General features: G+C 70.2%; 19 protein-coding genes and 1 pseudogene. 7 read left to right on the top strand and 13 right to left on the bottom strand.

The window, feature by feature from the left end; all coding sequences use genetic code 11:
- Nucleotides 1–112: 112 nt before the first annotated feature.
- From ABZW96_RS07585 to ABZW96_RS07530, 12 genes are all read right to left on the bottom strand, one after another.
- A complete protein-coding gene (locus ABZW96_RS07585) occupies nucleotides 113–598 on the bottom strand; it encodes a GNAT family N-acetyltransferase (protein WP_355072352.1) in 486 nt (161 codons plus the stop codon).
- Nucleotides 599–680: 82 nt separating this feature from the next.
- Nucleotides 681–1,523 carry a DegV family protein gene (locus tag ABZW96_RS07580; protein WP_355072350.1) on the bottom strand — a complete coding sequence of 281 codons (843 nt, stop codon included), beginning with the start codon at nucleotides 1,521–1,523 and terminating at the stop codon, nucleotides 681–683.
- 3 nt (nucleotides 1,524–1,526) lie between these two features.
- Complete coding sequence (gene octT / locus ABZW96_RS07575) at nucleotides 1,527–2,222, bottom strand: diglucosylglycerate octanoyltransferase (protein WP_355072959.1); 696 nt, start codon at nucleotides 2,220–2,222, stop codon at nucleotides 1,527–1,529.
- Nucleotides 2,223–3,021: 799 nt separating this feature from the next.
- A complete protein-coding gene (locus ABZW96_RS07570; protein ID WP_355072958.1) occupies nucleotides 3,022–3,684 on the bottom strand; it encodes a histidine phosphatase family protein in 663 nt (220 codons plus the stop codon).
- Nucleotides 3,678–4,091 (bottom strand): ribosome silencing factor, encoded by a 414-nt coding sequence (rsfS, locus tag ABZW96_RS07565; RefSeq protein WP_355072349.1) that lies wholly within the window; start codon nucleotides 4,089–4,091, stop codon nucleotides 3,678–3,680. Before rsfS ends, ABZW96_RS07570 begins: the two co-directional genes overlap by 7 nt.
- Nucleotides 4,092–4,185: 94 nt before the next feature.
- Nucleotides 4,186–4,827 (bottom strand): nicotinate-nucleotide adenylyltransferase, encoded by a 642-nt coding sequence (nadD, locus tag ABZW96_RS07560; protein WP_355072347.1) that lies wholly within the window; start codon nucleotides 4,825–4,827, stop codon nucleotides 4,186–4,188.
- A 115-nt stretch (nucleotides 4,828–4,942) separates the two neighbouring features.
- Nucleotides 4,943–6,895, bottom strand: coding sequence for a hypothetical protein (locus tag ABZW96_RS07555; RefSeq protein WP_355072346.1), 1,953 nt, complete (start codon nucleotides 6,893–6,895; stop codon nucleotides 4,943–4,945).
- Nucleotides 6,896–6,897: 2 nt separating this feature from the next.
- Nucleotides 6,898–8,748, bottom strand: a complete 1,851-nt coding sequence (locus ABZW96_RS07550; RefSeq protein ID WP_355072344.1) for an HSP90 family protein — start codon at nucleotides 8,746–8,748, stop codon at nucleotides 6,898–6,900.
- A gap of 49 nt (nucleotides 8,749–8,797) precedes the next feature.
- Entirely contained in the window at nucleotides 8,798–9,139 is a 342-nt protein-coding gene (locus ABZW96_RS07545; protein ID WP_355072343.1) for an MmcQ/YjbR family DNA-binding protein, read from the bottom strand.
- A gap of 8 nt (nucleotides 9,140–9,147) precedes the next feature.
- Nucleotides 9,148–10,575, bottom strand: a complete 1,428-nt coding sequence (locus ABZW96_RS07540; protein WP_355072341.1) for a VWA domain-containing protein — start codon at nucleotides 10,573–10,575, stop codon at nucleotides 9,148–9,150.
- Nucleotides 10,576–10,578: 3 nt separating this feature from the next.
- On the bottom strand, nucleotides 10,579–11,460 hold the full coding sequence (locus ABZW96_RS07535; RefSeq protein ID WP_355072339.1) for a MoxR family ATPase: 882 nt from the start codon (nucleotides 11,458–11,460) through the stop codon (nucleotides 10,579–10,581).
- Nucleotides 11,461–11,550: 90 nt separating this feature from the next.
- Nucleotides 11,551–12,816 carry a glutamate-5-semialdehyde dehydrogenase gene (locus tag ABZW96_RS07530; protein ID WP_355072337.1) on the bottom strand — a complete coding sequence of 422 codons (1,266 nt, stop codon included), beginning with the start codon at nucleotides 12,814–12,816 and terminating at the stop codon, nucleotides 11,551–11,553.
- Between the two features lie 99 nt (nucleotides 12,817–12,915).
- Here ABZW96_RS07530 and ABZW96_RS07525 point away from each other — a divergent pair, with 99 nt between their 5' ends.
- The 5 genes and pseudogenes from ABZW96_RS07525 to ABZW96_RS07505 all read left to right on the top strand — a co-directional run bounded on the left by ABZW96_RS07525 (nucleotide 12,916) and on the right by ABZW96_RS07505 (nucleotide 18,639).
- Nucleotides 12,916–13,794 carry a ribokinase gene (locus tag ABZW96_RS07525; protein ID WP_355072335.1) on the top strand — a complete coding sequence of 293 codons (879 nt, stop codon included), beginning with the start codon at nucleotides 12,916–12,918 and terminating at the stop codon, nucleotides 13,792–13,794.
- A gap of 52 nt (nucleotides 13,795–13,846) precedes the next feature.
- Nucleotides 13,847–15,217 (top strand): glutamine synthetase family protein, encoded by a 1,371-nt coding sequence (locus tag ABZW96_RS07520; RefSeq protein WP_355072333.1) that lies wholly within the window; start codon nucleotides 13,847–13,849, stop codon nucleotides 15,215–15,217.
- A gap of 1 nt (nucleotide 15,218) precedes the next feature.
- Nucleotides 15,219–16,298, top strand: coding sequence for an amidohydrolase family protein (locus tag ABZW96_RS07515; RefSeq protein WP_355072331.1), 1,080 nt, complete (start codon nucleotides 15,219–15,221; stop codon nucleotides 16,296–16,298).
- Between the two features lie 91 nt (nucleotides 16,299–16,389).
- Nucleotides 16,390–17,223: pseudogene (locus ABZW96_RS07510) on the top strand (RtcB family protein); the annotation flags it as partial.
- Nucleotides 17,224–17,244: 21 nt separating this feature from the next.
- On the top strand, nucleotides 17,245–18,639 hold the full coding sequence (locus ABZW96_RS07505; RefSeq protein WP_355072956.1) for an RtcB family protein: 1,395 nt from the start codon (nucleotides 17,245–17,247) through the stop codon (nucleotides 18,637–18,639).
- On the opposite strand, the gene ABZW96_RS07500 is transcribed toward ABZW96_RS07505, so the two are convergent.
- Nucleotides 18,629–19,171 carry a hypothetical protein gene (locus tag ABZW96_RS07500; protein WP_355072329.1) on the bottom strand — a complete coding sequence of 181 codons (543 nt, stop codon included), beginning with the start codon at nucleotides 19,169–19,171 and terminating at the stop codon, nucleotides 18,629–18,631. The genes ABZW96_RS07505 and ABZW96_RS07500 overlap by 11 nt on opposite strands.
- Nucleotides 19,172–19,278: 107 nt before the next feature.
- On the opposite strand from ABZW96_RS07500, the gene ABZW96_RS07495 reads away from it, so the two are divergent.
- Both ABZW96_RS07495 and ABZW96_RS07490 read left to right on the top strand, forming a co-directional pair.
- Nucleotides 19,279–20,205, top strand: coding sequence for an alpha/beta hydrolase (locus ABZW96_RS07495; protein ID WP_355072327.1), 927 nt, complete (start codon nucleotides 19,279–19,281; stop codon nucleotides 20,203–20,205).
- A gap of 145 nt (nucleotides 20,206–20,350) precedes the next feature.
- Nucleotides 20,351–22,465 carry a RecQ family ATP-dependent DNA helicase gene (locus ABZW96_RS07490; RefSeq protein WP_355072325.1) on the top strand — a complete coding sequence of 705 codons (2,115 nt, stop codon included), beginning with the start codon at nucleotides 20,351–20,353 and terminating at the stop codon, nucleotides 22,463–22,465.
- Nucleotides 22,466–22,471 lie beyond the last annotated feature (6 nt).

Below are 22,471 nucleotides of genomic sequence, written 5' to 3'. Positions count from 1 at the left end.
AGACCGGTCCGACCAGCGGATTCGACGAACATGTTGACAACCGCGGCCCTGTGCACAACTCACCGGGGAACAGTGGCGGCTATGCCGGATCCCGCCGTGGCTCTGGTCCGCCTCAGCCCAGATCCTTGGCGAAGCAGTTCGACAGGGGAAGCACTTCGTACGGCGAGAAGATCGGAACTCGGTGGTAACCGCTGCGTTCGTAGAAGCGGACGGCCTCCGGTTGCAGGTGACCGGTTTGCAGGATCAGTCGGGGGCGTCCAGCGGCGCGGGCGGCATCCTCGGCGGCGGTGAGCAATAGCGCCGCCGCGCCCGAGCCGCGATGCGCGGGGCGGACGAACATCCGCTTGACCTCGAGTTCCTCCCCGTTCCACCGCAGCGCGGCGTGACCCACCGGACCATCGGAGTACGCCACGAAAGTGCTGTGCACAGTGGCGGAATCCACCGCGTTCGGGTTCGTGGGCAGTTGCCTGGCCAGATGCGCGTAGCGCGGCCCGACCTCGGCCGCCATCTCCGCGCGCAACGTCACCGCGTCCGGATGGTCCCAGTCCACGGCGGTCACGGTGAGCGGAGGACGGACCGGCGGCTTCGCGGAACTCATGCTCCGACGCTAGCCGTACGCCGGGCGACCCGCTCGCATTCGGATCACCGAGATCGTTGTCCGCCCGAAGACCCGCACACGCTCAGCGACACCCGCCGGGGACGACGAGCACGCCGAGCGCCCCCAACCCGAGATGCACCGCCAGCGCGGGCCCGAACTCGGCGACGATGAGTTCTTCCAGGCCGGGAACGAGTTCCCGCAACTGGCCCGCGATGGTCTGTGCGGCGTCCTCGGCGCCCAGATGCTGCACGGCCACCGCGGCGCCGTCCTCGCCCGCCGCGTCGACTGCCGCGGCGACGAGTTTCGCGTACGCCTTGGAGCGCGTCCGGACCTTCTCCCGCAGCTCCAGCCGTCCCTCGACGATCTGCAGCAGCGGCTTGGTGACCAGCTCGCTGGCGAAGAACGTCGCCGCCGACGACAGTCTGCCGCCGCGCCGCAATTGCTCGGTGCGATTGACCAGGATGAACGTGCGGGCCCGCGCGGCGGCCGCCACCGCCGCGTCGTACACCACGTCCAGCGGCGCTCCCGACTCGGCACGCCGGGCGGCGGCCAGCACGGGCAGCCCGGTGGCCAACCCGGCTCCGAGCGAGTCGACCAGCCGGACGCGGTCGGCGGCGTCCATGTCGCGCACGGCCTGCCGACCGGCCTCCCATGTGCCCGACAGCCGCCGGGAAAGGTGCACCGCGACAACGCCGTCACCGCCGCTGCGCTCCAAGGCCCGCTCGTACACCTCCCGCAGCTCGCCGGGCGAGGCGGCCGAAGTGGTCACGGTGTCGGAGGCATAGTCGATCTCGACCGGGTCGACGCCTTCCCGCATCGCCCGGTCACCGACCAGGACGTGCAGCGGGACGACGGCGATATCCAGCTCGTCGACATGTTCGGCAGGGAGGCTGGCGGACGAATCGGTGACGACCACGACTGCCACGGACTACCGAACCTCCTGCAGGGTCTTGACCATCGCGTTGGCCACCGCCGTGTGACCGTCCCAGCCCCAGTGGATGCCGTCCGGATTCGCCTCGCCGGAGAAAATGTTGTCGCGCACCGCTTCCCCCAGGTCGACCAGCGGCACCGAAGTCCGGTTCGACCAAGAGCGCAGCGCCTCCACCGCCCGTGGCCGCCCGGAGTGCACGCGGCCGTAGGCCTCGCAGTTGTGCACCGAGGGCAGCACCGCGACGACCGGCAGGTCAGGGCGCAACTGCGCCAGCGCCGTGCGGCACTGTTCCAGATAGTCGACACTCACCTTCGGCGGAAGCGCCACGGGCCTGCCGAGTTTCGACAGCTTGGGCTGCAGCCAGTTGTAAGTGGCGCGGACGACGCGGCGCAGCGCGGGCGGGCGCACATAGCGGATCAGTTCGCGCAGCGCGGTGGGCAATGGCGAGGGTAGCGTGTCCATGCCGCCGACGGCGAAGACCACCGCACCGGCGCGCGGCACCGCCGCCCACACCCGAGGATCGCCGATCAGGGCCCAATAGGCGTCGCGGCAGGTCCAGCCGATCCGGGCGACCAATTCGACGTCCCAATCCAGTTCGGCCGCAACGAGGTTCGGCCAGATACGCGGATGGTCTGCAGGCAGTCCGCCCTTGGGCCCGAAGTAGGACAGGGAGTCGGCGATCACCAGCAGCACCGGGCGCCCGGCTTCGCGCGTTTCGGCGGGTTCGTCGGCGCCCGCGGATTCCGGAGCGACAGCGGCGAACTCGGGCGCGGCGAGTTCAGGTTCTCCTGGCACAGCGGATCCGGGCGTCGCGGACCCGATCACGGCGTCTGTCGGCGCGGGCGATGCGGAAATCGCGTCGGCCGCGGACTCCTCTCTTGCCGGAGCAACAGGTTCGCCGAGCGCCGCAGCGGACCCATTACCCGCCGAGACAACCGGTTCGTCGAGCACCGCTGCGAACCCAGCCGCCACCGTGGCAGCCGATTCGGCGATTGTGTCGGCCGCGGCCCCGTCCGTCACCGCGACCGATTTGCCGAGTGCTCCGGCGAATCCATCCGCCCGTGTGCCAACCGATTCCGCGATCGCAGAGGCTGCGGAACCGTCCGCCGCCGGGGCAACCGGTTCGCCGAACGTTGCAGTGGACCCGTCCCCCGTCGAGGAGACCGATTCGCCGAGCGTTTCCGCCGACTCGGCAATCCGTTCCGGAGCGTCGTTCGCGGCACCGACGGGCGAGGCGCCGCCGCCGCCGACGTGTACCTGCGGCTCGGCGCTGGTGACGATGTCACCGGATCCGTCGTCCTCCGAGTCGGATTCCTCTCCGGACTCGGACCCGCCGCCGGAATCGCCTGCCGCGCCGGAAGCTTCGTCGGATGTAGCCGCGGATTCGCGGGAAGCCGGTGGCGGACCGCCGAACAACGCGTCGGGCAACTGCCGTTCGGCCTTCGCCGAGACCTTACGGAACAGTTCGTCCGGGACCGATCTGATCGGCTCTTCAGAGGACATCCGGTGCTACCTTCGCCGCTGCGTTCCACACATCCAGACGCCAGCCGGGCTGTTCGATGCTCGGGCCGTGACTGCTGAGCTGCACCCAGCTGGTATTGGCCAGTCCTCCGAGGATCGGCCAGTTCTGCGGCGGCAGGTCGAGCAGCGCAGCCGTGAGGGCGGCGATCAGCCCGCCGTGCGCCACCAGGATGATAGTCCGGCCCGGCCAGTCCTGCCGCTCGACCAGCAACTCCTGCACCACCGGCAGCGACCGCGCCCCGACCTCGAGTTTGCTCTCGCCGTTGGGCGGGGTGTAGCGCGCGTCCAGCCGCCACGCCATGCGCGCGCCCGGATAGTCGGCGTCGACCTCCAGGTGGGTCAATCCCTCCCAGTCGCCGAGATCGGTCTCCCGCAACCTGACGTCGGGCACGACGGTGAGCCCGGTGTGTTCGGCCAGAGCCGTCGCGGTGTCGAAGGCACGGCGCAGATCCGAAGCGTGGATAGCGATGGCGTTGCGCGAAACCAGTTCGCGTGCCGCCTCTTTGGCCTGTCTGCGACCGAGTTCGGTGAGATCGGTGTCGATCTGGCCTTGCATGCGGTCGGTGGCGTTCCATTCGGTCTGCCCGTGGCGCAACAGGATGAGGGTGCGCACGCCGGCATGTCTGCTCACGATCGCGCCTCGTCCTCCGTCGCCGCGGCGCGCGAATCCGGCGCGGCCCCGGTGAGACCGGCGACCGGCACCACGGGGCAGTCCTTCCACAGGCGTTCCAGCGCATAGAAATTGCGCTCGTCGTTGTGCTGGATGTGCACGACGACGTCGACGTAGTCCAGCAGCGCCCAGCGGCCTTCGCGGGTGCCCTCGCGCCGGACCGGCTTGTGCCCGGCCGCGCGGAGCTTCTCCTCCACGTTGTCGACGATGGCGTTGACCTGACGCTCGTTGGGCGCGGACGCGATCACGAAGCAGTCGGTGATAACCAGCTGCTCCGACACATCGAGCACCACCACGTCGGACGCCAGCTTCTCGTCGGCGGCCAGCGCGGCGACCTGCGCGATCTCCACCGACTCGGTCGACGCGGTCATGCCTGCACCCCCCGGGCGCTCGGCGGGACGGCACTCGCGGCCGTGGGGATCGTTCGCTCGCTCATGCCCGCACCTTCGCTGCGCTCGCTCACGCTCAGCTACCTTCCGCTGCTCCGGGCACATACAGGTGCCGCTTCGATATGTACTGCACCACGCCGTCGGGGACGAGGTACCACACCGGCCGATTCTCGGCGGCGCGGCGACGGCATTCGCTCGACGAGATCGCCAGCGCGGGGACCTCGACCATGGTCACCGCATCCGGCGGGAGATCCCGCAGATGCTCCTCGAGATGATCGATGTTCAGCTCGTACCCCGGACGGCTCACCCCGACGAACTTCGCCAGTTCGAACAGTTCTGCCCAATCCTGCCATGTGAGGATGCTGGCCAGCGCGTCCGCACCGGTGATGAAGTACAGCTCGGCGCCGGGATGGGCCGATCGCATCTCCCGCAGGGTGTCGACGGTATAGGTGACCTTGCCGCGCTCGATGTCCGCACGGCTCACCGAGAACCGTGGGTTGGACGCGGTCGCGATGACGGTCATCAGGTACCGATCCTCGGCCGGGCTGACCTGCTTGTGCGATTTCTGCCAGGGCTGCCCGGTCGGGACGAAGATCACTTCGTCCAGGTCGAACCGGTGCGCGACCTCGCTGGCGGCGACCAGATGCCCGTGGTGGATGGGGTCGAACGTGCCGCCCATCACCCCGAGCTTGCGGCCGCGCCGACCTGTCTCGTGCATGACTGCCGAGCTTAACGGGTCGCCCACGGCCCGCACGGGGCCGGTAAGCGGGGGCGGGCGGCGAACTGGGGACACCCGCCCGCACTATGCCCCGCCACACGGGCCCGGCGGCGCCTCAGGCGGTGGCGTCTCCCATCTCGCGCATCCGGGCCAGCTGCTCGCGGGTGCGCGCGAGTTCATCCGCCGCCTCGGCCGACCGGCCCGCCAGCGGGGCCAGCTCGGCGATCAGCGTCCGCATCGAGGTGAGCCCGGATTCGGGATCGGCTTCGCCGCACACGCGCAGCCAGGCCGCCGCCCGCAGGCAACGCGCCCGCTCCGCCACCGCGCCCAGCCCGGCCCACAGCTGTGCGGCGCGCTGGTAGGCGGCCACCGCCTCGTCGTCCTGCCCGCAGTACTCGAGCGCGGTGGCGGCCGACCACGCCAGCTCGGCGTGCAGCTTCGTCCGCTCCGGGTCGCGTTCGACGAGTCGTGCCGCCTCCAGGAACTGCCGCGCGGCCTCGCGGTGGCGGTTCAGTGCGTTCAGCGATCGGCCGAACTGCGCGCGCACCACCGCCAGTTCGCCGGACGGATACGGAATCGCGCCGCTGAGCAGCGCGTGTTCGAACAGGGCGACGGCCTCGCCGTGGCGCTCCGCGCGATGGAACGCGCGTGCGGCGACCACGGTGTGATGCAGTACATCCGGTTCGGACAGCCCTTCCCAGCGTGCCGCGGCTCGCACCGCGGCATCGGCCAGATCGAGTTCGCGGTCCGGCTGGCTCGCGATGGCGATGACCAACTGCGCGCCCAGCCGGGCGGCCTCCTCCCCGGCCAGCACCTGCGTACCGAGCGCCAGCGCTTCCCGCAGGTGGGCTTCCGCCTCCTCGGGCGTATCGGCGAGCCGGGCGGCACCGAGTTCGGCCAGCCTGCGGACCTCCGTCGCTCGGTCGCCGGAGAAGTCGTCGGCCGCCCGCACGCTGTCCGGCGCGCTCGCGGCGCGCGGCAGTGTGCTGCGCAAACCGAGCGGCAACCGGTCCAGTAGCGGTTCGGCCGCGAGCCGGGCGGCGGTGCGCAGGCTGACCGAGCTGTTGCCGTTGCGGGCGTCGTAGCGAGCACACAACGCGCCGATCTCGACCTCCAACCGGGCGCGCACCGATTCCACCGTCCCCTCCGCCAGCGGAAGATCACCCAGCCGCAGCGCCACCAGCCTGCGCAGCAGCACGCACACGCCGGTGGCGAAGGCCAGGCGCGCGCCCGCGTCGGCTCCGGAATCGGCCAGCCAGTTCGCGTGCTCGGTGAGAATTTCCAGCCCGCGTGCCTCGTTGCCGGTCAGCGCGCAGAATTCCATATGCGACGCCACCGACGGACGCAGGTCCTCGGTGTGCCGGACCAGCGGATACCCGGTCAGGTGCGCGCCGCGTGCCGCCGCGACGCGGCCGGTGCGCACCAGCGGGAGCAGTGCCTGCGCCAGAACGCGGTGCGGCTCCTCGGCGCAGGTCCGTTCGCCGTCGAGCACGGGCTTCCAGTGCGCGAGTCCGCCCTCGTCGTCACCGAGAGACACGCTCGTCACGCCCCATTCGCCGCGCTCGCAGGCATCGCAGTCGGACATGCTGTCGCGCGGTGCGGCCATCGCCTGCTCCAGCCACGCGGCGGCGGCCGCGGTGTCACCGATCTCGCGGGCGAGTTCGGAGCGCAGGGCCAGCACCGGGCGCGGACTGTAGCCGCGCTGCCGGTAGCGGCTGTCCAGTTCGTCGAACCAGCGATCGATCGTGGACAGCGGCAGCGCGGGGTTGCCGACCATGCCCCAGGTCACCCATTTCAGATACCAGTGCACCGAGTGCGTCATCGAGCCCAGCTCGGCGGGGTGGTCGTCGTAGATCCGCAGCAACCTGCCGTAGGCGACGGGCACCAGATCGCGTTCGCCCGCGTAGGTGTACGACTGCGCGAGCTCCAGCAGCACCCTGCCTTCCAGCGCGCGATCCGATCCGGTTCGCGCGGCCGCGGCCAGGGTCTCCAGTCGCTCGGTGCGCGTCCGGCCGTGCGGTAGCGCGTAGACCTGCGCCAGCGCCGCGCCGATCTCGGCGGCGTCCATGCTCACTCCGTCTCTTCACCGCGGTCGGCGGCACGTTGGGTGGCCCAGCCGAGGAATTCGCCGAAGGCGCGATTGAGCAGCGCCGTGTCGGCCGCGGTCAGCGGACGGTGGGTCATCAACAGGGCCTGCCCGTAGAGCGATTCCACCGCCGTCTTTCGGAAGCCGGGATCGTCGATGCGCGACAGCCTGCGCACGATCGGGCTGTGGTGGTTGAGCACCAGCCGAGCGCGCGGTGTCGCGACCGCCAGGGCGCCGAGGATCTCGGTCCACAGGTCGTCGGCGTCCCCGGCCGTCTGCGCTCTGGCGCGTTCGTTGCGTGCGGCGCGGCCGTCGAGATAGAGCGCGGGCACCGTGACCGGATGGAAGGCGCGCACGATGACGTCGCACGACAGCGGGTCGAGCACGGATCGCGCCAGTTCGAGCACCGGGGCCAGCGCCAGTTCGTCGCCTGGGTCGACCGGGTCGAGCGCCGCGGCGATCGCGTCTACGTCCAGGTCGACCACTTCGACGCCGGGCAGCAACCGCGGCAACCGCGCGATCAACTCCCGGTCGTAGGCGTAGCCGCCGTTGACGACGCCGATGCCCTGCGCGGCGGCGGTGGCCGCCACCTGACGGAACTCCTCGACCGTCGCCGTCACCCGGACGGTGCGGTGGTGGCGGGCGAACTCGGTGAGCGGCACGCGCCCGTCGGTGGTCTCGAAGTGCAGATGGGGCAGCATGATGCGCAGCAGTTCGACGGAATGGCTCGCCATCGCCTTCACGCCGAGTGCGTGCACGGACAGGAACGCGGCCAGCCGCTGCGGCTGTTCGGCGGCGATCTCGGTGAGCCAGTCCCGGATCCGGTCTCCGAGCACCTCGCGCACGACGGCGAGCCGCTCGTCCTCGTAGAGGCCCTCCCGCGACGCGGTGGGGCGCAGCGTGTCGGTGTCGAGCACGCAGCGCACGAAGAACGCCCAATCCGGCAGCACGCCGCGCACCGCGTCGCCCAGGAGCATGCCCTTCAGGTACACCCGATGCGCACTGCTGTCGGACGGGTTGCCCGGCTGGGACAGGACATAGGCCACACCGCTGACGCCTGCCGCACCGGCATCGAGCTCGATGGCGTCGAGCGGGACGAAGCCCAGCGTCCGGTGACCGTAGTCGAGCAGGGCGGCCCTGCGTCGCTGCGCCGACGGATACGCGCGGCGCCAGACCGGAACGCCTTCGGTGACCGTCGTCACAGCATCGTCCGACTCCACCGTCACCTCGTAGGGCAGCAGCGACCCGAATTCGCGTGCCAGGTCGGTCACCCGCTGCGGCCGGAACCACTCCCCGGCTCCCCCGCGCGGGGTGAGCCACACCGTCGTGCCCGGTTGCGCGTACTCGCCTCGATCGAGTGAGCGCACCGAGTAGGTGCCGTCGGCGCGGGCCAGCCACTCGACCGGCGAGGCGGTCGGGTCGGCGGCCGATCGGGTGACGACCCGGATCGTCTCGGCGACCGTGAAACAGGCCAGCAACCCGATTCCGAACTGTCCGAGGAACTCCCGTCGCGCGCCTTCGATGTCGTCGCGTTTGGACGAGCGGCCGATGGTGGCGAGGAACCGGTGCACGTCGGCGTCGGTCAGGCCGACACCGGGATCGCTGATCCGCAGCCCGGACTCGTCCACGGAGAGCCGAATTCCGGTGGGAGCCAGCGGATCGAGCCGAACACGTGCGGTGACCGCGTCGACGGCGTTCTGCAACAGCTCGCGCAGATAGACCCGCGGACTCGAATAGAGGTGATGAGAGAGCAGATCGACTATCCCGCGCAAATCGACCTGAAACGAATAGTTGTTGTGCACCGCCGCCGGATCGTCCGGCGTTCTGTTCCCCATGGCCGCCGATCTTGTCGGCGCAAGCCAAAGATCCCCTTAACGAACCCTTTCAGGCGGTCGGGCGCTTGCTCTTCGGCAGTTTGCGCACGACGGCCTCGTAGGAGAGATCGACCAGCTCGTAGAGTTCGTTATCCGAGACCGCGCCGCCGAACTGGATGACGTTCCAGCCGTACCGCCCGATGTAGGCCGACGCCGCCACGTCCCCCGGGTACACCCGGACCAGTTCGTCGGCCTCCTCGCGGGTCCGCCCGCATTTGAGGCCGACCGATGTCGCGCCGAGGAAGGCGAAGATCTTGTCGCCGACCTTGGCGACGACGTCGCCCTCCCACGGTTCGTCCTGCCAGGCGCCCGGCTTGGCCAGGCAGTAGCTCAGCAGCGCGGCATCGTCCATGCCGTCTCCTACACCGGTAGCAGCCGCGAAACCACCGCGGTGAGTTGTTTGGCCGAACGACATTCGTGCATCTCGATCACGTCGCGGTACTTGTCCGCCGCGGAATCGCCGGAACCCCACTGGTTGCGCGGTTCGGGATTGAGCCAGTGCGCGTGCTTGGCCACCTCGACCAGCGACCGCAGGGTGTTCAGCTCCGGGTCACGGTAGTTCGTGCGGGCGTCGCCGAGGATCAGCAGCGAGCTGCGGCTGGTGACGGCGTCCGGGAAGTCCCTGGCGAATCCGGCCAGCGCGTTGCCGTAGTCGGAGTGCCCGTCCAGGCCGACGACGTTCGCCTCACCGAAGATCCGGGTCATCGACCGGTCCAGCTGGGTGTGCGGATCGAAGAACCGGGTCACCTCGTCGATCTGGTCGACGAACGCGAAGATGCGCACCCGGGAGAACTGTTCGCGCAGCGCGCTCACCAGCAGCAGCGTGAAGTTGCTGAAGCCGGCCACCGAGCCCGACACATCGCACAGCAGAACCAGTTCGGGGCGGCCCGGTCGCGGCTTGCGGTTGACCAGGTCGATGGGCACGCCGCCCGTGGACATGGACGCGCGCAGAGTGCGGCGAAGGTCGATGGCTCCGCGGTGGGCGTGCCTGCGACGCGCGGCCAGACGCGAAGCCAGGATGCGGGCCAACCGCTGGGTACTGCGCTTGAGTTCGGAGAGTTCGGCCTCGGAGGCGCGCAGGAAGTCGACCTCCTCGGCTTGCCGGGCGACTCCGTAGCTCGCCACGCGTTCGCGTCCGATCCGTTCGGCGACGCGCCGCCTGGTCTCGGCCTCGACGGTCGCGCGGAAGCCCGCGATGCGCTGCCGGGCTGCGCGGCGGGCGATCTCGGAGTCGAACTCGCTCGTGTTCGGCCCGAGGGCCATGCCCGCGAGGATCTTCGCCAGCAACGTCTGTGGCTGCACCTCTTTCAGCGCCTGGTACGACGAGAAAGACGGACCGCGGGCGGACTGGTACTGGCCGAGTTGCTCGACCAACTGCGCGGCCAGCGCCTCCAGTTGCTGGGTCGCCGACTCCTGCGCCAGCAACTCCGCGAGCAGTTCGCGCAGCGCCGGGATGTCCACGTCTCCCGAGGGCGTGTGCGGGATCTCCAGCTCGTCCTGGCTCGCGGCGCGTTGCCCGACGGCGACGGGGAACCACAGGTCGAACAGCCCGTCGAAGGTCGCGCGGTGGGTGGTGCGCCGCAACAACGCGCACGCCAGCCCCTCCCGCAGGACCTCACGGTCCATCAGGTCGAGCACGGTCACCACGCGGCCCGCGTCCACCGTCTCCGACGGTCCGACCGGTATCCCGCGCGCCCGTAGCGCCTCCACGAAGCCGACCAGATGTCCCGGAATACCGTGTGGCGCGCTCAGTGCCGCGACATCGGCGGGGACCGGCCCGGTCGCCATGGCTCAGGCCAGCTTCAGTTCGGCCAGCGCGCGCTGGTGGTCGCTCTGGTGTTTGAGGACCACACCGAGCGTCGCTCGGACGGTGGTGTCGTCCAGGTCCCGCAGGCCGAGCGCCAGCAGCGTGCGACCCCAGTCGATCGATTCCGCGACCGAGGGCAGCTTCTTCAACTGCATGCCGCGCAGCACGTGCACGATCCGCACCAGCTGCGCGGCGACGGCCGCCGACAGTTCGGGCACCCGGCTGGCCAGGATGCGCCGCTCCAGCTCCTCGTCCGGGAAATCCAGATGCAGGTACAGGCAGCGACGCTTGAGCGCCTCGGACAGCTCGCGGGTGGCGTTCGAGGTGAGCACCACGAACGGTTTGCGGCTGGCGGTGATCGTGCCCAGTTCCGGTACCGTCACCGCGAAGTCGCTGAGCACCTCGAGCAGCAGGCCCTCGATCTCGACGTCGGCCTTGTCGGTCTCGTCGATCAGCAGCACCGTGGGATCGGTGCGCCGGATCGCGGTCAGCAGCGGGCGCGAGAGCAGGAACTCCTCGGTGAAGACGTCGGCCTTCGTCTCTTCCCAGTCGTTCTCGCTGGAGGCCTGGATGCGCAGGATCTGCTTGGCGTGGTTCCACTCGTACAGCGCGCGGGCCTCGTCGACGCCCTCGTAGCACTGCAATCGCACCAGCTCGGCGCCCGAGGTCTGCGCGACCGCGCGCGCCAGCTCGGTCTTGCCGACACCCGCCGGTCCTTCGATCAGCAACGGCTTGCCCAACCGATCGGCGAGAAACACCGAGGTGGCGGTGGCCTTGTCCGCCAGGTAGCCCGTGCTGGCCAACCGTTCGATCACGTCGTCCACCGACGTGAAGATCGGCTCCTGTACTGCGCTCTCCGACACCACCCGGCACCTTCCTTCCGAACCGTCCCCCACGCTACGGCAGCGCGTCGCCGATGCCGACTCGGCATCGGCCGTAGCCGCCGCGCACGCGGGTCAGACGGGCCGGATCTGTCCTTCGCCCCAGACGATCCACTTCGTGGAGGTCAGCTCCGGCAGCGCCATCGGGCCGCGAGCGTGCAACTTCTGGGTGGAGATGCCGATCTCGGCGCCGAAGCCGAACTGCTCGCCGTCGGTGAACGCGGTGGAGGCGTTCACCATCACGGCGGCGGCGTCGACCCGGCTGGTGAACTCGCGGGCCGCGGCGAGGTCGCCGGTGACGATGGCCTCGGTGTGGCCGGTGCCCCAGGTGTTGATGTGCTCCACCGCCGCGTCCAGGCCGTCGACCACTTTGAGCGCGATGTCCAGGGTGAGGTATTCCTCGCCCCAGTCGGCCTCGGTGGCCGGAACCTGGCCGGGCAGGTCGCCGTGGATGGTGACGCCGGAACGCTCCAGCGCTTCGGTGAGCCGGGGCAGCGCCGTGTCCGCGATCCCGGCGTCGATCAGCACGGTCTCGGCGGCGTTGCACACGCTGGGACGGCGGGTCTTGGCGTTGATCAGGATCCGCTCGGCCATGTCCAGGTCGGCAGCGGCGTGCACGTAGACGTGGCAGTTGCCGGTACCGGTCTCGATGGTCGGCACCTGCGCGTCACGCACGACGGCGTTGATCAACCCGGCGCCGCCGCGCGGAATGACCACGTCGACCAGGCCGCGGGCCTGGATCAGATGCGTGACGCTGGAACGGTCCTCACTCGGCAGCAACTGCACGGCGTCGGCCGGGATGTCTTGCGCGGCAAGCGATTCGCGCAGCACCGCGACGAGCGCGGCGTTGGAGCGGGCCGCCGAGGAGGAGCCGCGCAGCAGGGCGGCGTTACCGGACTTGAGCGCGAGCCCGAACGCGTCGACGGTGACGTTCGGCCTGGCCTCGTACACCATGCCGACCACGCCGAGCGGCACTCGCACCTGCCGGATCTCCAAGCCGTTCGGCAGCGTCGAGCCGCGCACCACCACACCCACCGGATCGGGCAGTCCCGCCACCTGACGCAACCCGGAGGCGATGCCGTCGATGCGGGGCTCGGTCAGCCGCAGCCGGTCCAGCAGTGACTCCTCGGTGCCCGCGGCCCGCGCCGCGGCGATGTCCTCGGCATTGGCGGCCAGCACCCGATCGGCGGCGGCCAGCAGCGCGTCGGCGGCGGCGTGCAGGGCGTCGTTCTTCCGCGCCGTCGTCAGCGGGGCGAGGGCTCGCGACGCGACCCTGGCCTTGCGCGCGGCCTCGTGCACCACCTCGCGAACATCAGGCTGGGTGGTCGTTCCTACCGTCATGGGTACAGCCTACGCACCGGGTACACCGCCGATCCCACCCGCTGCGACGCGGGCGCGGTCACGTGCGCGACCCGGGCCGGGCGACTACCGTCCGGCGATATGACGGTCGAATCGGACGCTCCCGCGATCGTGGTGCTCGGCAGCGTCAACATGGACCTGATCACTACGACCGCACGCAGACCGGCTCCCGGTGAGACGGTCCTCGGCAACGGCTTCGCCATGGTGCCCGGCGGGAAAGGCGCGAATCAGGCGATCGCTGCGCGGCGGGCGGGCGGCGAGGTCAGCTTCCTCGGGGCGGTCGGCGACGACGTCTTCGCCGGTGAACTGCGCGCGGCGCTCACGGACGCCGCGGTGTTCACCGACCGGCTGCGCACGGTCGCCGGGCCGAGCGGCATCGCCACGATCGTGGTGGACGACGACGGCGAGAACAGCATCATCGTCGTCGGAGGCGCCAACACGCGGATGACCGAGCTGACCGAGGACGACCTGGCGGCGATCGCGGCCGCCGATATCTTGTTGTGCCAGCTGGAGATTCCGGTCGAAACGATCGCCGCCGCGGCCCGCCACGCCCGCGCGCACGACACCACCGTGCTGGTGAACCCCTCGCCCGCCCGTCCGCTGCCCGCCGATCTTTGGACGAATATCGATGTCGCCGTGGTGAATTCCGGCGAGGCCGAGCAACTGGGCGCGGACCTGGACACCGTCGCGCACGTGGTCGTCACCCGCGGGGCGGCGGGCGCGGACTATCGCGGACCGGACGGCGCCCGCCTGTCCCGGCCCAGCCCGCGGGTCGAAGTCGTCGACACCACCGGCGCGGGCGACGCCTTCACCGGTGCGCTGGCCGCAGCCTGGCATCGGGGGCCGGAATGGGCGCTGACCTGGGCTTGCGCAGCCGGGGCGCTGGCTACGACCCGGTTGGGCGCGAGCAGTTCGATCCCGGCCCGCGAGGAGATCACCGCAGCCCTCGCCGCGGAGTGACGACTCGCGCCGCGGCGGCTCCCGCTGCGCCCGAGCCGATATCGTGATGGGCATGGCCACCACGCCGGATCGCATCCCCGCCGAGGGCGACACCGCGCCGATCGAGCGGCTGGACGCGGCCATGGTCGCGCTGAGCTTCGTGGACAACGCGGGCATCACGCGCGTGAAAACCGTCCCCAGCCAGCGGCTGGACCGAGCGTCCCGGTACGGCGTCGGAGTGTCGCCGTGCTTCGAGACCTTCGCCTTCGACGACCTGATGGCGATCGGGCGCTATCTCGGCGGGCCCGACGGCGACCTGCGACTCGTCCCCGATCTGAGCATGCTCACCGAACTGGCCTGCCAGCCCGGCTGGGCGTGGGCGCCCACGGACAAATACACCCAGGACGGCACCCGCTTCGCCGCTTGCCAGCGCCACTTCGCGGCACGCCAGACGGCTGCGGCGCAGGCCGCCGGACTGCGGTTGTCCATGGCGTTCGAGACCGAATGGGCGGTGGGCCGCGCCGACGACACCGACGACTTCACACCCGCGATCCACGGCCCCGCCTACGGACTGGTGCGGCTCGGGCAGGTGGCCGACTACGCCGCCGACCTGGTCGCCGCACTCGAGCGCCAAGGCGTCACCGTCGCCCAGTTCCATCCCGAATACGCCCTCGCGCAACTGGAGTTGTCGGTCGAACCGTCCGAGCCGGTCACCGCCGCCGACGAGGCCGTGCTGGTCCGGCACACGATCCGGCAGGTGAGCGCGCGGCACGGCAGGCGGGCGCTGCTCGCCCCGTGCATCGAACCGGGCGGCGCCGGTTCCGGAGCGCACCTGCACCTGTCGGTGACCGACGAGGACGGACCGCTGTTCGCGGACGGCGACGGCCCGCACGGCATGCGGCGGACCGGCGAGGCGTTCCTGGCGGGAGTGCTGCGCGAACTGCCCGCGCTGGTCGCGGTCGGCGCGGGCAATCCGGCGAGCTTCCTGCGGTCGGAGCCGTCGCGCTGGGCGGGAGTCTGGCAGTGCTGGGGCCACGAGACCAGAGAGGCCGCGCTACGGTTCGTCACCGGGGTGCGCGGCACCGAGGCGTCGGCGGCCAACGCCGAGATCAAATGTTTCGACGCGACCGGCAATCCGTACCTGATCGTCGGGTCGGTGATCGCCGCCGGGCTCGCCGGTGTCGCCGAACAGTTGCGCCTTCCGGTCGAAATAACCGGTGATCCAGCGACTTTCGACGCCGAGGCACGCATGGTATCGAATGTGCGCCGCCTGCCGACCACCCCGTCCGAAGCCGCCGATCACCTCGCCGCGTCCACGGTGCTCGCCGACGCCATGGGCGTCGAACTACACGACTCGCTGCTCACCGTGCGCCGCGCGGAGGCCGAGCGGTACGCCGCCGCGAGCGCCGAAGAGCTGGTCGCCCTGACCCGCTGGCGGTTCTGACATGCTCACCGACGGTGTCCGGCTCACCGACCACCACTGCCACGGGGTGTACACCGAGAACCTGGATCGGCCCGGCTTCGAGCGCTTGCTCGGGGAAGGCGCGCGCGGCAGTTTCGATTCCGCGATCGGGCTCGCCGTGCGCCGCTGGTGTGCCCCCGCGCTCGATCTGCCCGCCCACGTCGGCCCGGACGTCTACCTGCGTCATCGCGCCCGGCTCGGCGCGCGCGAGGTGTCCGCCCGGCTGCTGCGCGCCACCGGGGTGACCCGATGGTTTCTGGACACCGGAATCGGTGGTGGAACAGCGGGTTTCATCGAGCTGGCCGGCGGGGAGGTGCGCGAGGTGGTGCGGCTGGAGCAAGTGGCCGAGCAAGTCGTCGCGCAGGTCGGCGCGGTGTCCGGGGTGTACGAGCGGATCGAGGAGGAGCTGCGCGCTCGGGCGGTCGGCGCCGTCGGGTTGAAGACGATCGTGGCCTACCGGTGCGGTCTGGACTTCCCGCTGCGGGATCACCCGCCGACCAGTTTCGCGCCCGAGCACCGGCTCACCGATCCGGACGTCCTCGGCTGGCTGGTCGGCCTCGGCGCGCGCATCGGCGCCGAACTAGGTCTTCCGCTGCAATTCCACACCGGATTCGGTGACCCGGACCTGCGCCTGCGGCACGGCGACCCGCTGCTGCTCACCGACTTCCTGCGCCGGACCGCGGGCACCGGGCTGTCGGTGATGTTGCTGCACTGCTGGCCCTTCCACCGCCATGCCGCTTACCTCGCGCACGTCTTCGAGCACGTCCATCTGGATCTGGGCCTGACCATCCCTTATGTGGGACAGCGGGCCGGGGCCGTGCTGGCCGAGACGCTGGAGCTGGCTCCGTTCCGAGCGCTGTGTTACTCCTCCGACGGCTACGGGCTCCCAGAGCTGCACTACCTGGGCGCCCTGCTCTGGCGGCGCGGTCTCGGCAAGCTCGTCGACGAGTGGCTCGCCGACGACGCGATCACCACCGCCGACGCCGAAGCCCTGGTCAGCGCCATCGCCCACGGGAACGCCGAGCGCGTCTATCGCGCACGGTTCGAGCAGGCGGCCGGCTGACCGCCACCATTCCGGGCGGTCGAATATTCGGGTGCGCCGGGTGTCCTCGGTACCTACCGTTGATGGCATAACCAACGGAAGGATCGACACCATGTTTCCCGTCGAGCTGCGCGGCACCAAGGCGCAGACGCTGATGTGGGCCGACGAGCACGAGGTCGAGCAGGCCGCGCTCCAGCAGCTGCGCAACATCGCCGCGCTGAAATGGGTCCACGGCGTCCGCGTGATGCCGGACGTGCACCTCGGCAAGGGGGCCACGGTCGGCTCGGTGATCGCGATGAAGGACGCGGTGGCCCCCGCCGCGGTCGGCGTGGACATCGGGTGCGGCATGGAGAGCGTGCGCACCGATCTCACCGCGGCGGATCTGCCCGACAACCTGCGTTCGCTGCGGTCGCGCATCGAGGCGGCGGTGCCGGTCGGCTTCCAGGCGCATCACGACGCCGTCGACGTCACCCGGCTCGGCGGCCAGGTCGCGGGCCTCGGCGCGAGCACTGCGGCGCTGCGCGCGGGCTGGGACCGGTTCTGGGGTTCGTTCGGCGCGCTGGACAGCCGGGTTCAGGCACGAGAGTCGAAGGCGCACAAGCAGATGGGCACGCTCGGCGGCGGCAACCACTTCATCGAGGTCTGCCTGGACCAGGACGACCGGGTGTGGATCCTGTTGCACTCGGGCAGCCGCAACATCGGCAAGGAACTCGCCGAGCGGCACATCTCGATCGCGCGCACGCTGCCGCACAACGTCGATCTGCCCGACCGCGACCTGGCGGTCTTCGTCTCCGGCACGCCGGAGATGCGGGCGTACCGGCGCGACCTCACCTGGGCGCAGGAGTACGCGGCGCGCAACCGCGCGGTGATGCTCGCCCTGGTCTGCCGTGCGGTCGCCGCCGAATTCGCCGATCGCGGAGTGCGTTTCGAGCAGCCGATAAGCTGCTTCGCCGGGGAGACCTCGGTGATGACGGAACAAGGTTGCCGCCCTATCTCGGAGCTCGCGGGTGGCATGCATACCTTGCTCACGGAGGGCGGCGAGTGGGTGAAGGCGCCCATCATGTCCTTCGGTCATCAACCACTCTGGGAGCTGGTCGTTGGGCGCTACGGACAAGAGCGCACCATTCGCGCGACAGCTGAGCATCGCTGGCTTCTTCGACCGAAGGTCGCACATAACCGCACCGAGGCAATCACTTCGGGACTCCGCGTCGGAGATCGCCTGGCCTACGTCTTCCCGAAGCGCCCGGATGACCTCCAACCGTCTCGGGAAGGCATCGCCCGCGGCTTCGTGTTCGGCGATGGCAGCATCGCTGGTGACGCGCTGGCTAATGCCATCTTCTATGGGTCGAAAGACATGGCACTACTGCCCTACTACGACAACCTCGAGCGCGTACGAACCTACTATTACCTGTACTCGGACGACCCATCGCGGAAGACCTACGTGAAGTTGAACGAGGTCGCGCAACTTCGAAAGCAGGGCTACAACGTAAAAGCGTACAAGCGGTTAGGCGGACTTCCGCGCGAGTGGAAGCGCGAGTATCCGCCACTCGACGGATCACGTTCCGATCTGTACGGCTGGCTCGCGGGCTACTTCGCGGCATACGGAGAGGTCGGTAAGACCGGCCGCCCGGCCATCTGGTCCGCGAATCGCGAGCATCTCGAATTCTTCAAGACTGCCTGCGATGTACTCGGCATCTGGACCCTCCCGATACGGAGGAAGACTCGCGAAGGGTTCGGCCGGTGCGAGTCCGACGTGTTCGTAATGGGCATCTCGCGCAGTGACGTCACGCCTGAGTTCTTTATCCATGCGAAGCACCGCTCGCGGTGGGCTGCTAATAGGAGCGCTGTCGAGCGACGCGGATGGACAGTTCGCTCGGTGAGGCCCACTACGGAGGTAGCAGAGGTCTTCTGCGCTGTTGTGGAAGAGACACACTCCTTCGCTCTCGAGGGAAACATCCTTACCGGAAACTGTCACCACAATTATGTGGCGGAGGAGATCATCGACGGCGTGCCCATGCTGGTCACCCGCAAGGGGGCCGTGCGCGCGGGGGAAGGCGATCTCGCGCTGATCCCCGGCTCGATGGGCACCCGCTCGTATGTCGTACGCGGCAAGGGGAACCCGGCTTCTTTCCAGTCCGCCTCGCACGGCGCGGGACGGCGGATGAGCCGCAACGCGGCCAAGAGGCAGTTCACCGTGGCCGACCTCATCGCCCAGACCGAGGGCGTCGAGTCGCGCAAGGACGCGGGCGTGGTGGACGAGATCCCGGCCGCGTACAAGGACATCGATGAGGTCATCGAGGCACAACGGGACCTGGTCGACGTGGTCGCGACGCTGCACCAGGTGCTCTGCGTCAAGGGCTGAACGTCGGCGGCGCGCCGGGCGGACCGACTCGCCCGGCGTGCGGCCGCGAGCAGCGCCGCCGCAAGGTGGCGGCGAGCCCGGCTCCGATGAGCAACAGGCCGAGTACCAGCCCCCATCCGTTCAGCACCCAGTTGTAGAGGGCCAGGCGCCATTCCTCCGACAGCCCCGGCGTCTGCTCGATCAGACGCCAGAGGTCGTGAGGGAAGAACAACTGCACCGCGCCCGGCAGCAGACCCCACACCAGGCCCGCTATCACAGTGCCGACGGGTGAGTACGAAGCCAGCAGCGCCACCAGGAACAGCAGCAACGCACCACCGATCATCTGGGCGTTCGAGCTCCAGCGGTCGCCCTCGTCCCCGAGGATCACCCACTGCCGGGTGCCGAGCCCGCCATGAGCGGCCAGGCCGATCCCGATCGGCGTCACCGACAGGCCGACGAGCGTGCCCGTCACAGTGCGCGAGACATTGTTGCTGGTCCGGAACTCGGCGCCCGGCGGAGCCCACCCCGCGGGCGGCTGAATGTGGCTCGACACCGCTGCCTCCTCCCCGGTCCCCCTACCGGGGATTCAGGGCTTCATTGTCCATCGCCGGGAGCTGTTTCGCTCTGGATGTCTCGGCGGCGTACTGGATACCATCGGATATGCCCTGGCGGCCCTCGTTCTTCTCACCCGCTCCTGCGGACGCGGCGGCCGGCCCGCCGGAGATCCCCGGCGTGCGGCGTTCCTATGTCACCGCTCGCGGGGTGCGTTTCCACGTCACCGAGGCGGGGCCGACGGATGGCCGCCCCGTGTTGGCCTTGCACGGCTGGCCCGAGCATCATTACGCCTATCGTCACCTGCTCGCCGACCCGCCGGACGGACTGCGGATCATCGCGCCCGACCTACCCGGCTACGGCTGGTCCGGTCCCGCGCCGCACCGGTGGGCCAAGGACGAAGTCGCCTCCGACCTGCTCGCATTGCTGGACGCGCTCGGCCTGAAGCGCGTGCTGCTGGTCGGCCACGACTGGGGCGGTTACATCGCCCACCTGCTCGTGCTGCGCGAGCCGGAGCGATTCGACGCGCTGCTGGCGCTCAACATCGCCCACCCGTGGCAGACACCGCGCACTTTCCTCCCGCACGCGTGGCGGTTCCTGCTCTATCAACCCGCCGTCGCGGCGTTCGGCACCTACCTGCACCAGCGCACCCGCTTCCTGGACCTCGTCTTCGCCGGCGCCGTACGCGATCGCGAGAAGTTCGGACCCGAGGCGATTCGCGTCTACGCGGACCGTTTCCGCGACCCCGTCTGTGCCCGCACGGCGACCGACACCTACCGCACTTTCCTGCTGCGCGAAGTTCCGCGCTCGGCCGGACACGGCGAACGACGTCGAGCGAAGATTCCGATCCGCACCCTGTTCGGAGTCGAGGACGCGGCGGTCCATCCTTCGCTCGCCGCCGAGGAGACCGCGCGTGCCGACGACTACCGCCTGGAACCGGTGCGGGGCTGCGGCCACTTCATTCTCGAGGAACGTCCGGATCTGGTCCGTGCCCGGCTGGCCGAGTTGGCGGCCGCTACCGCGCGATCCGCCTGATCACGGCCGTCGTCGCGGCCTCACGTCGAGGATGCGCACCCGCCACGGCGAGTATGTGTGGCCGGAAGGCGCCGCGCGCGGCTGACCGATCGCCGCACCGGCGCCCCGACGCCGCCTGTCGGTGGCGTCGGGCACGATGGACCGCATGACCACGGCCACCGACGCGTCTCCGATCGACCTCACGGCCCCCGACCTGCGCGAGCACGCCGAACAGCTGCTGCGCGAGCTGGCCGGGGCGGGCGCCGCGCTGCGGGAGGATCAGTGGACCGCGATCGAAGCGCTCGTCGTACGGCGGCGCAGGGCGCTGGTCGTGCAGCGCACCGGCTGGGGCAAGTCGGCGGTGTACTTCATCGCCGCCAAGCTGCTGCGCAGGGCCGGGCGCGGGCCCACGGTGATCGTGTCGCCGCTGCTCGCGCTGATGCGCAACCAGGTCGCGGCGGCACAGCGCGCGGGAGTGGTCGCCGCGACCATCAACTCGGGCAATGTCACCGAGTGGGACGAGATCCACGCACAGGTCGCCGCCGGTGCGGTCGACGTGCTGCTGGTCAGCCCGGAGCGATTGAACAATCCGGATTTCCGGGATCAGGTGTTGCCCCGGCTCGCGGCCGACGCCGGGCTGGTGGTGATCGATGAAGCGCACTGTGTGTCGGACTGGGGCCACGACTTCCGGCCGGACTACCGGCGCATCCGGACGCTGATCGCCGACCTGGGCTCGGACGTCCCGGTGCTCGCCACCACCGCGACGGCCAACGACCGGGTGGTCACCGATGTCGCCACCCAGATCGGCACCGACACCCTGGTGCTGCGCGGCACGCTGGATCGCGAGTCGCTGCACCTGTCGGTGGTCCGCTTCGACGATGCCGTGGAGCGCACCGCCTGGCTCGGCGGGCACCTCGACCGGCTGCCCGGCTCCGGCATCGTCTACACGCTCACCGTCGCCGCCGCGCACGATCTGGCCGACGTGCTGAACTCACACGGCCACACCGTCGCCGCCTATACGGGCCAGACCGACCCGGCCGAACGCGAGGCGCTCGAAGCGGCGCTGTTGAACAACGAGGTGAAGGCGCTCATCGCCACCTCCGCGCTCGGCATGGGCTTCGACAAACCCGATCTGGGATTCGTGGTGCACATCGGTGCGCCGTCCTCGCCCATCGCCTACTACCAGCAAGTGGGACGCGCGGGGCGGGGCACCGACCGGGCCGAGGTGATCCTGCTTCCCGGCCCCGAGGACGCGCGGATCTGGAGCTACTTCGCCTCCGTCGCCTTTCCCCGCGAGCACATCGTGCGTGCCGTGCTCGACGCGCTGGACTCCGACCGGGCGTTGTCCACCGCGGCGTTGGAACCGCTGGTGGAGTTGAACCGCTCCCGGCTGGAGATGGTGTTGAAGGTGCTCGACGTGGACGGCGCGGTGCGCCGCGTGCGCGGCGGCTGGATCGCCACGGGCCGGCCGTGGACCTATGAAACCGAACGGTACGAGCGCCTGTCCATCGCCCGCGAGGCCGAGCAGCAGGCCATGATCGACTATCAATCGACCGCCGGTTGCCGCATGGAATTCCTGCGCCGCCAGCTCGACGACCCGGGTTTGTCCACGGATTCGCCCGGCTGCGGCCGCTGCGACAACTGCACCGGCCACCGCCCCGACCGCACTGTCGCCGCCGACGCGGTGGCCGCGACCAAGGCCCGGCTCGATCGTCCCGGCCTCGATCTCGCGCCGCGCAAGCAGTGGCCCACCGGTATGGCCAAGCTGGGAATCCCTTTGTCCGGCAAGATATCCGGCGGAGCCGAGACCGGTCGTGTTCTCGGCAGGCTGACCGACCTCGGCTGGGGGCAGCGACTGCGCGCGCTGCTCGACGGCCCCGACGACCCGGTTCCCGACGCGGTCTTCGACGCCTGCGTCGCCGTTCTGCGCGAGTGGGATTGGGCCGCCCGCCCGACCTCGGTGCTCGCCCTGGAATCGCCACGCCACCCCGTGCTCACCGCCACCCTCGCCGCCCGCCTCGCCGAAGTCGGCCGCCTGCACGACCTCGGCACGCTGCGCACCCGCCCGGACCGACCGCCCGTCTCGGCGGCGAACTCCGCGCATCGCGTCGCCGGACTCTTCGATTCCTGGGAGATCCCCGACCTGACCCGAGTACCGGGCCCGATCTTGCTGGTGGACGCCATCACCGACACCGGCTGGACCTTCACCGTCGCCGCCCACGCCCTCCGAGCAGCCGGCGCCGCCGCCATCCTCCCCTTCGCCTTGGCCACACCGACATAACGACGA

It is taken from the genome of Nocardia sp. NPDC004168 (assembly GCF_040610355.1).
GTDB lineage: Bacteria > Actinomycetota > Actinomycetes > Mycobacteriales > Mycobacteriaceae > Nocardia > Nocardia sichangensis.
This window is presented reverse-complemented; position numbering and strand designations above follow the sequence as displayed.

What these genes read in the sequence shown, in the direction of transcription:
- ABZW96_RS07490 (WP_355072325.1), top strand. Translation starts at nt 20,351, where the DNA reads ATGACCACGGCCACCGACGCGTCTCCGATCGACCTCACGGCCCCCGAC.
- ABZW96_RS07530 (WP_355072337.1), bottom strand. Translation starts at nt 12,816, where the DNA reads ATGACGGTAGGAACGACCACCCAGCCTGATGTTCGCGAGGTGGTGCAC.
- ABZW96_RS07520 (WP_355072333.1), top strand. Translation starts at nt 13,847, where the DNA reads ATGGCCACCACGCCGGATCGCATCCCCGCCGAGGGCGACACCGCGCCG.
- ABZW96_RS07555 (WP_355072346.1), bottom strand. Translation starts at nt 6,895, where the DNA reads ATGGACGCCGCCGAGATCGGCGCGGCGCTGGCGCAGGTCTACGCGCTA.
- ABZW96_RS07545 (WP_355072343.1), bottom strand. Translation starts at nt 9,139, where the DNA reads ATGGACGATGCCGCGCTGCTGAGCTACTGCCTGGCCAAGCCGGGCGCC.
- ABZW96_RS07495 (WP_355072327.1), top strand. Translation starts at nt 19,279, where the DNA reads ATGCCCTGGCGGCCCTCGTTCTTCTCACCCGCTCCTGCGGACGCGGCG.
- rsfS (WP_355072349.1), bottom strand. Translation starts at nt 4,091, where the DNA reads ATGACCGCGTCGACCGAGTCGGTGGAGATCGCGCAGGTCGCCGCGCTG.
- ABZW96_RS07550 (WP_355072344.1), bottom strand. Translation starts at nt 8,748, where the DNA reads ATGGGGAACAGAACGCCGGACGATCCGGCGGCGGTGCACAACAACTAT.
- nadD (WP_355072347.1), bottom strand. Translation starts at nt 4,827, where the DNA reads ATGCACGAGACAGGTCGGCGCGGCCGCAAGCTCGGGGTGATGGGCGGC.
- ABZW96_RS07525 (WP_355072335.1), top strand. Translation starts at nt 12,916, where the DNA reads ATGACGGTCGAATCGGACGCTCCCGCGATCGTGGTGCTCGGCAGCGTC.
- ABZW96_RS07540 (WP_355072341.1), bottom strand. Translation starts at nt 10,575, where the DNA reads ATGGCGACCGGGCCGGTCCCCGCCGATGTCGCGGCACTGAGCGCGCCA.
- ABZW96_RS07585 (WP_355072352.1), bottom strand. Translation starts at nt 598, where the DNA reads ATGAGTTCCGCGAAGCCGCCGGTCCGTCCTCCGCTCACCGTGACCGCC.
- ABZW96_RS07505 (WP_355072956.1), top strand. Translation starts at nt 17,245, where the DNA reads ATGACGGAACAAGGTTGCCGCCCTATCTCGGAGCTCGCGGGTGGCATG.
- ABZW96_RS07515 (WP_355072331.1), top strand. Translation starts at nt 15,219, where the DNA reads ATGCTCACCGACGGTGTCCGGCTCACCGACCACCACTGCCACGGGGTG.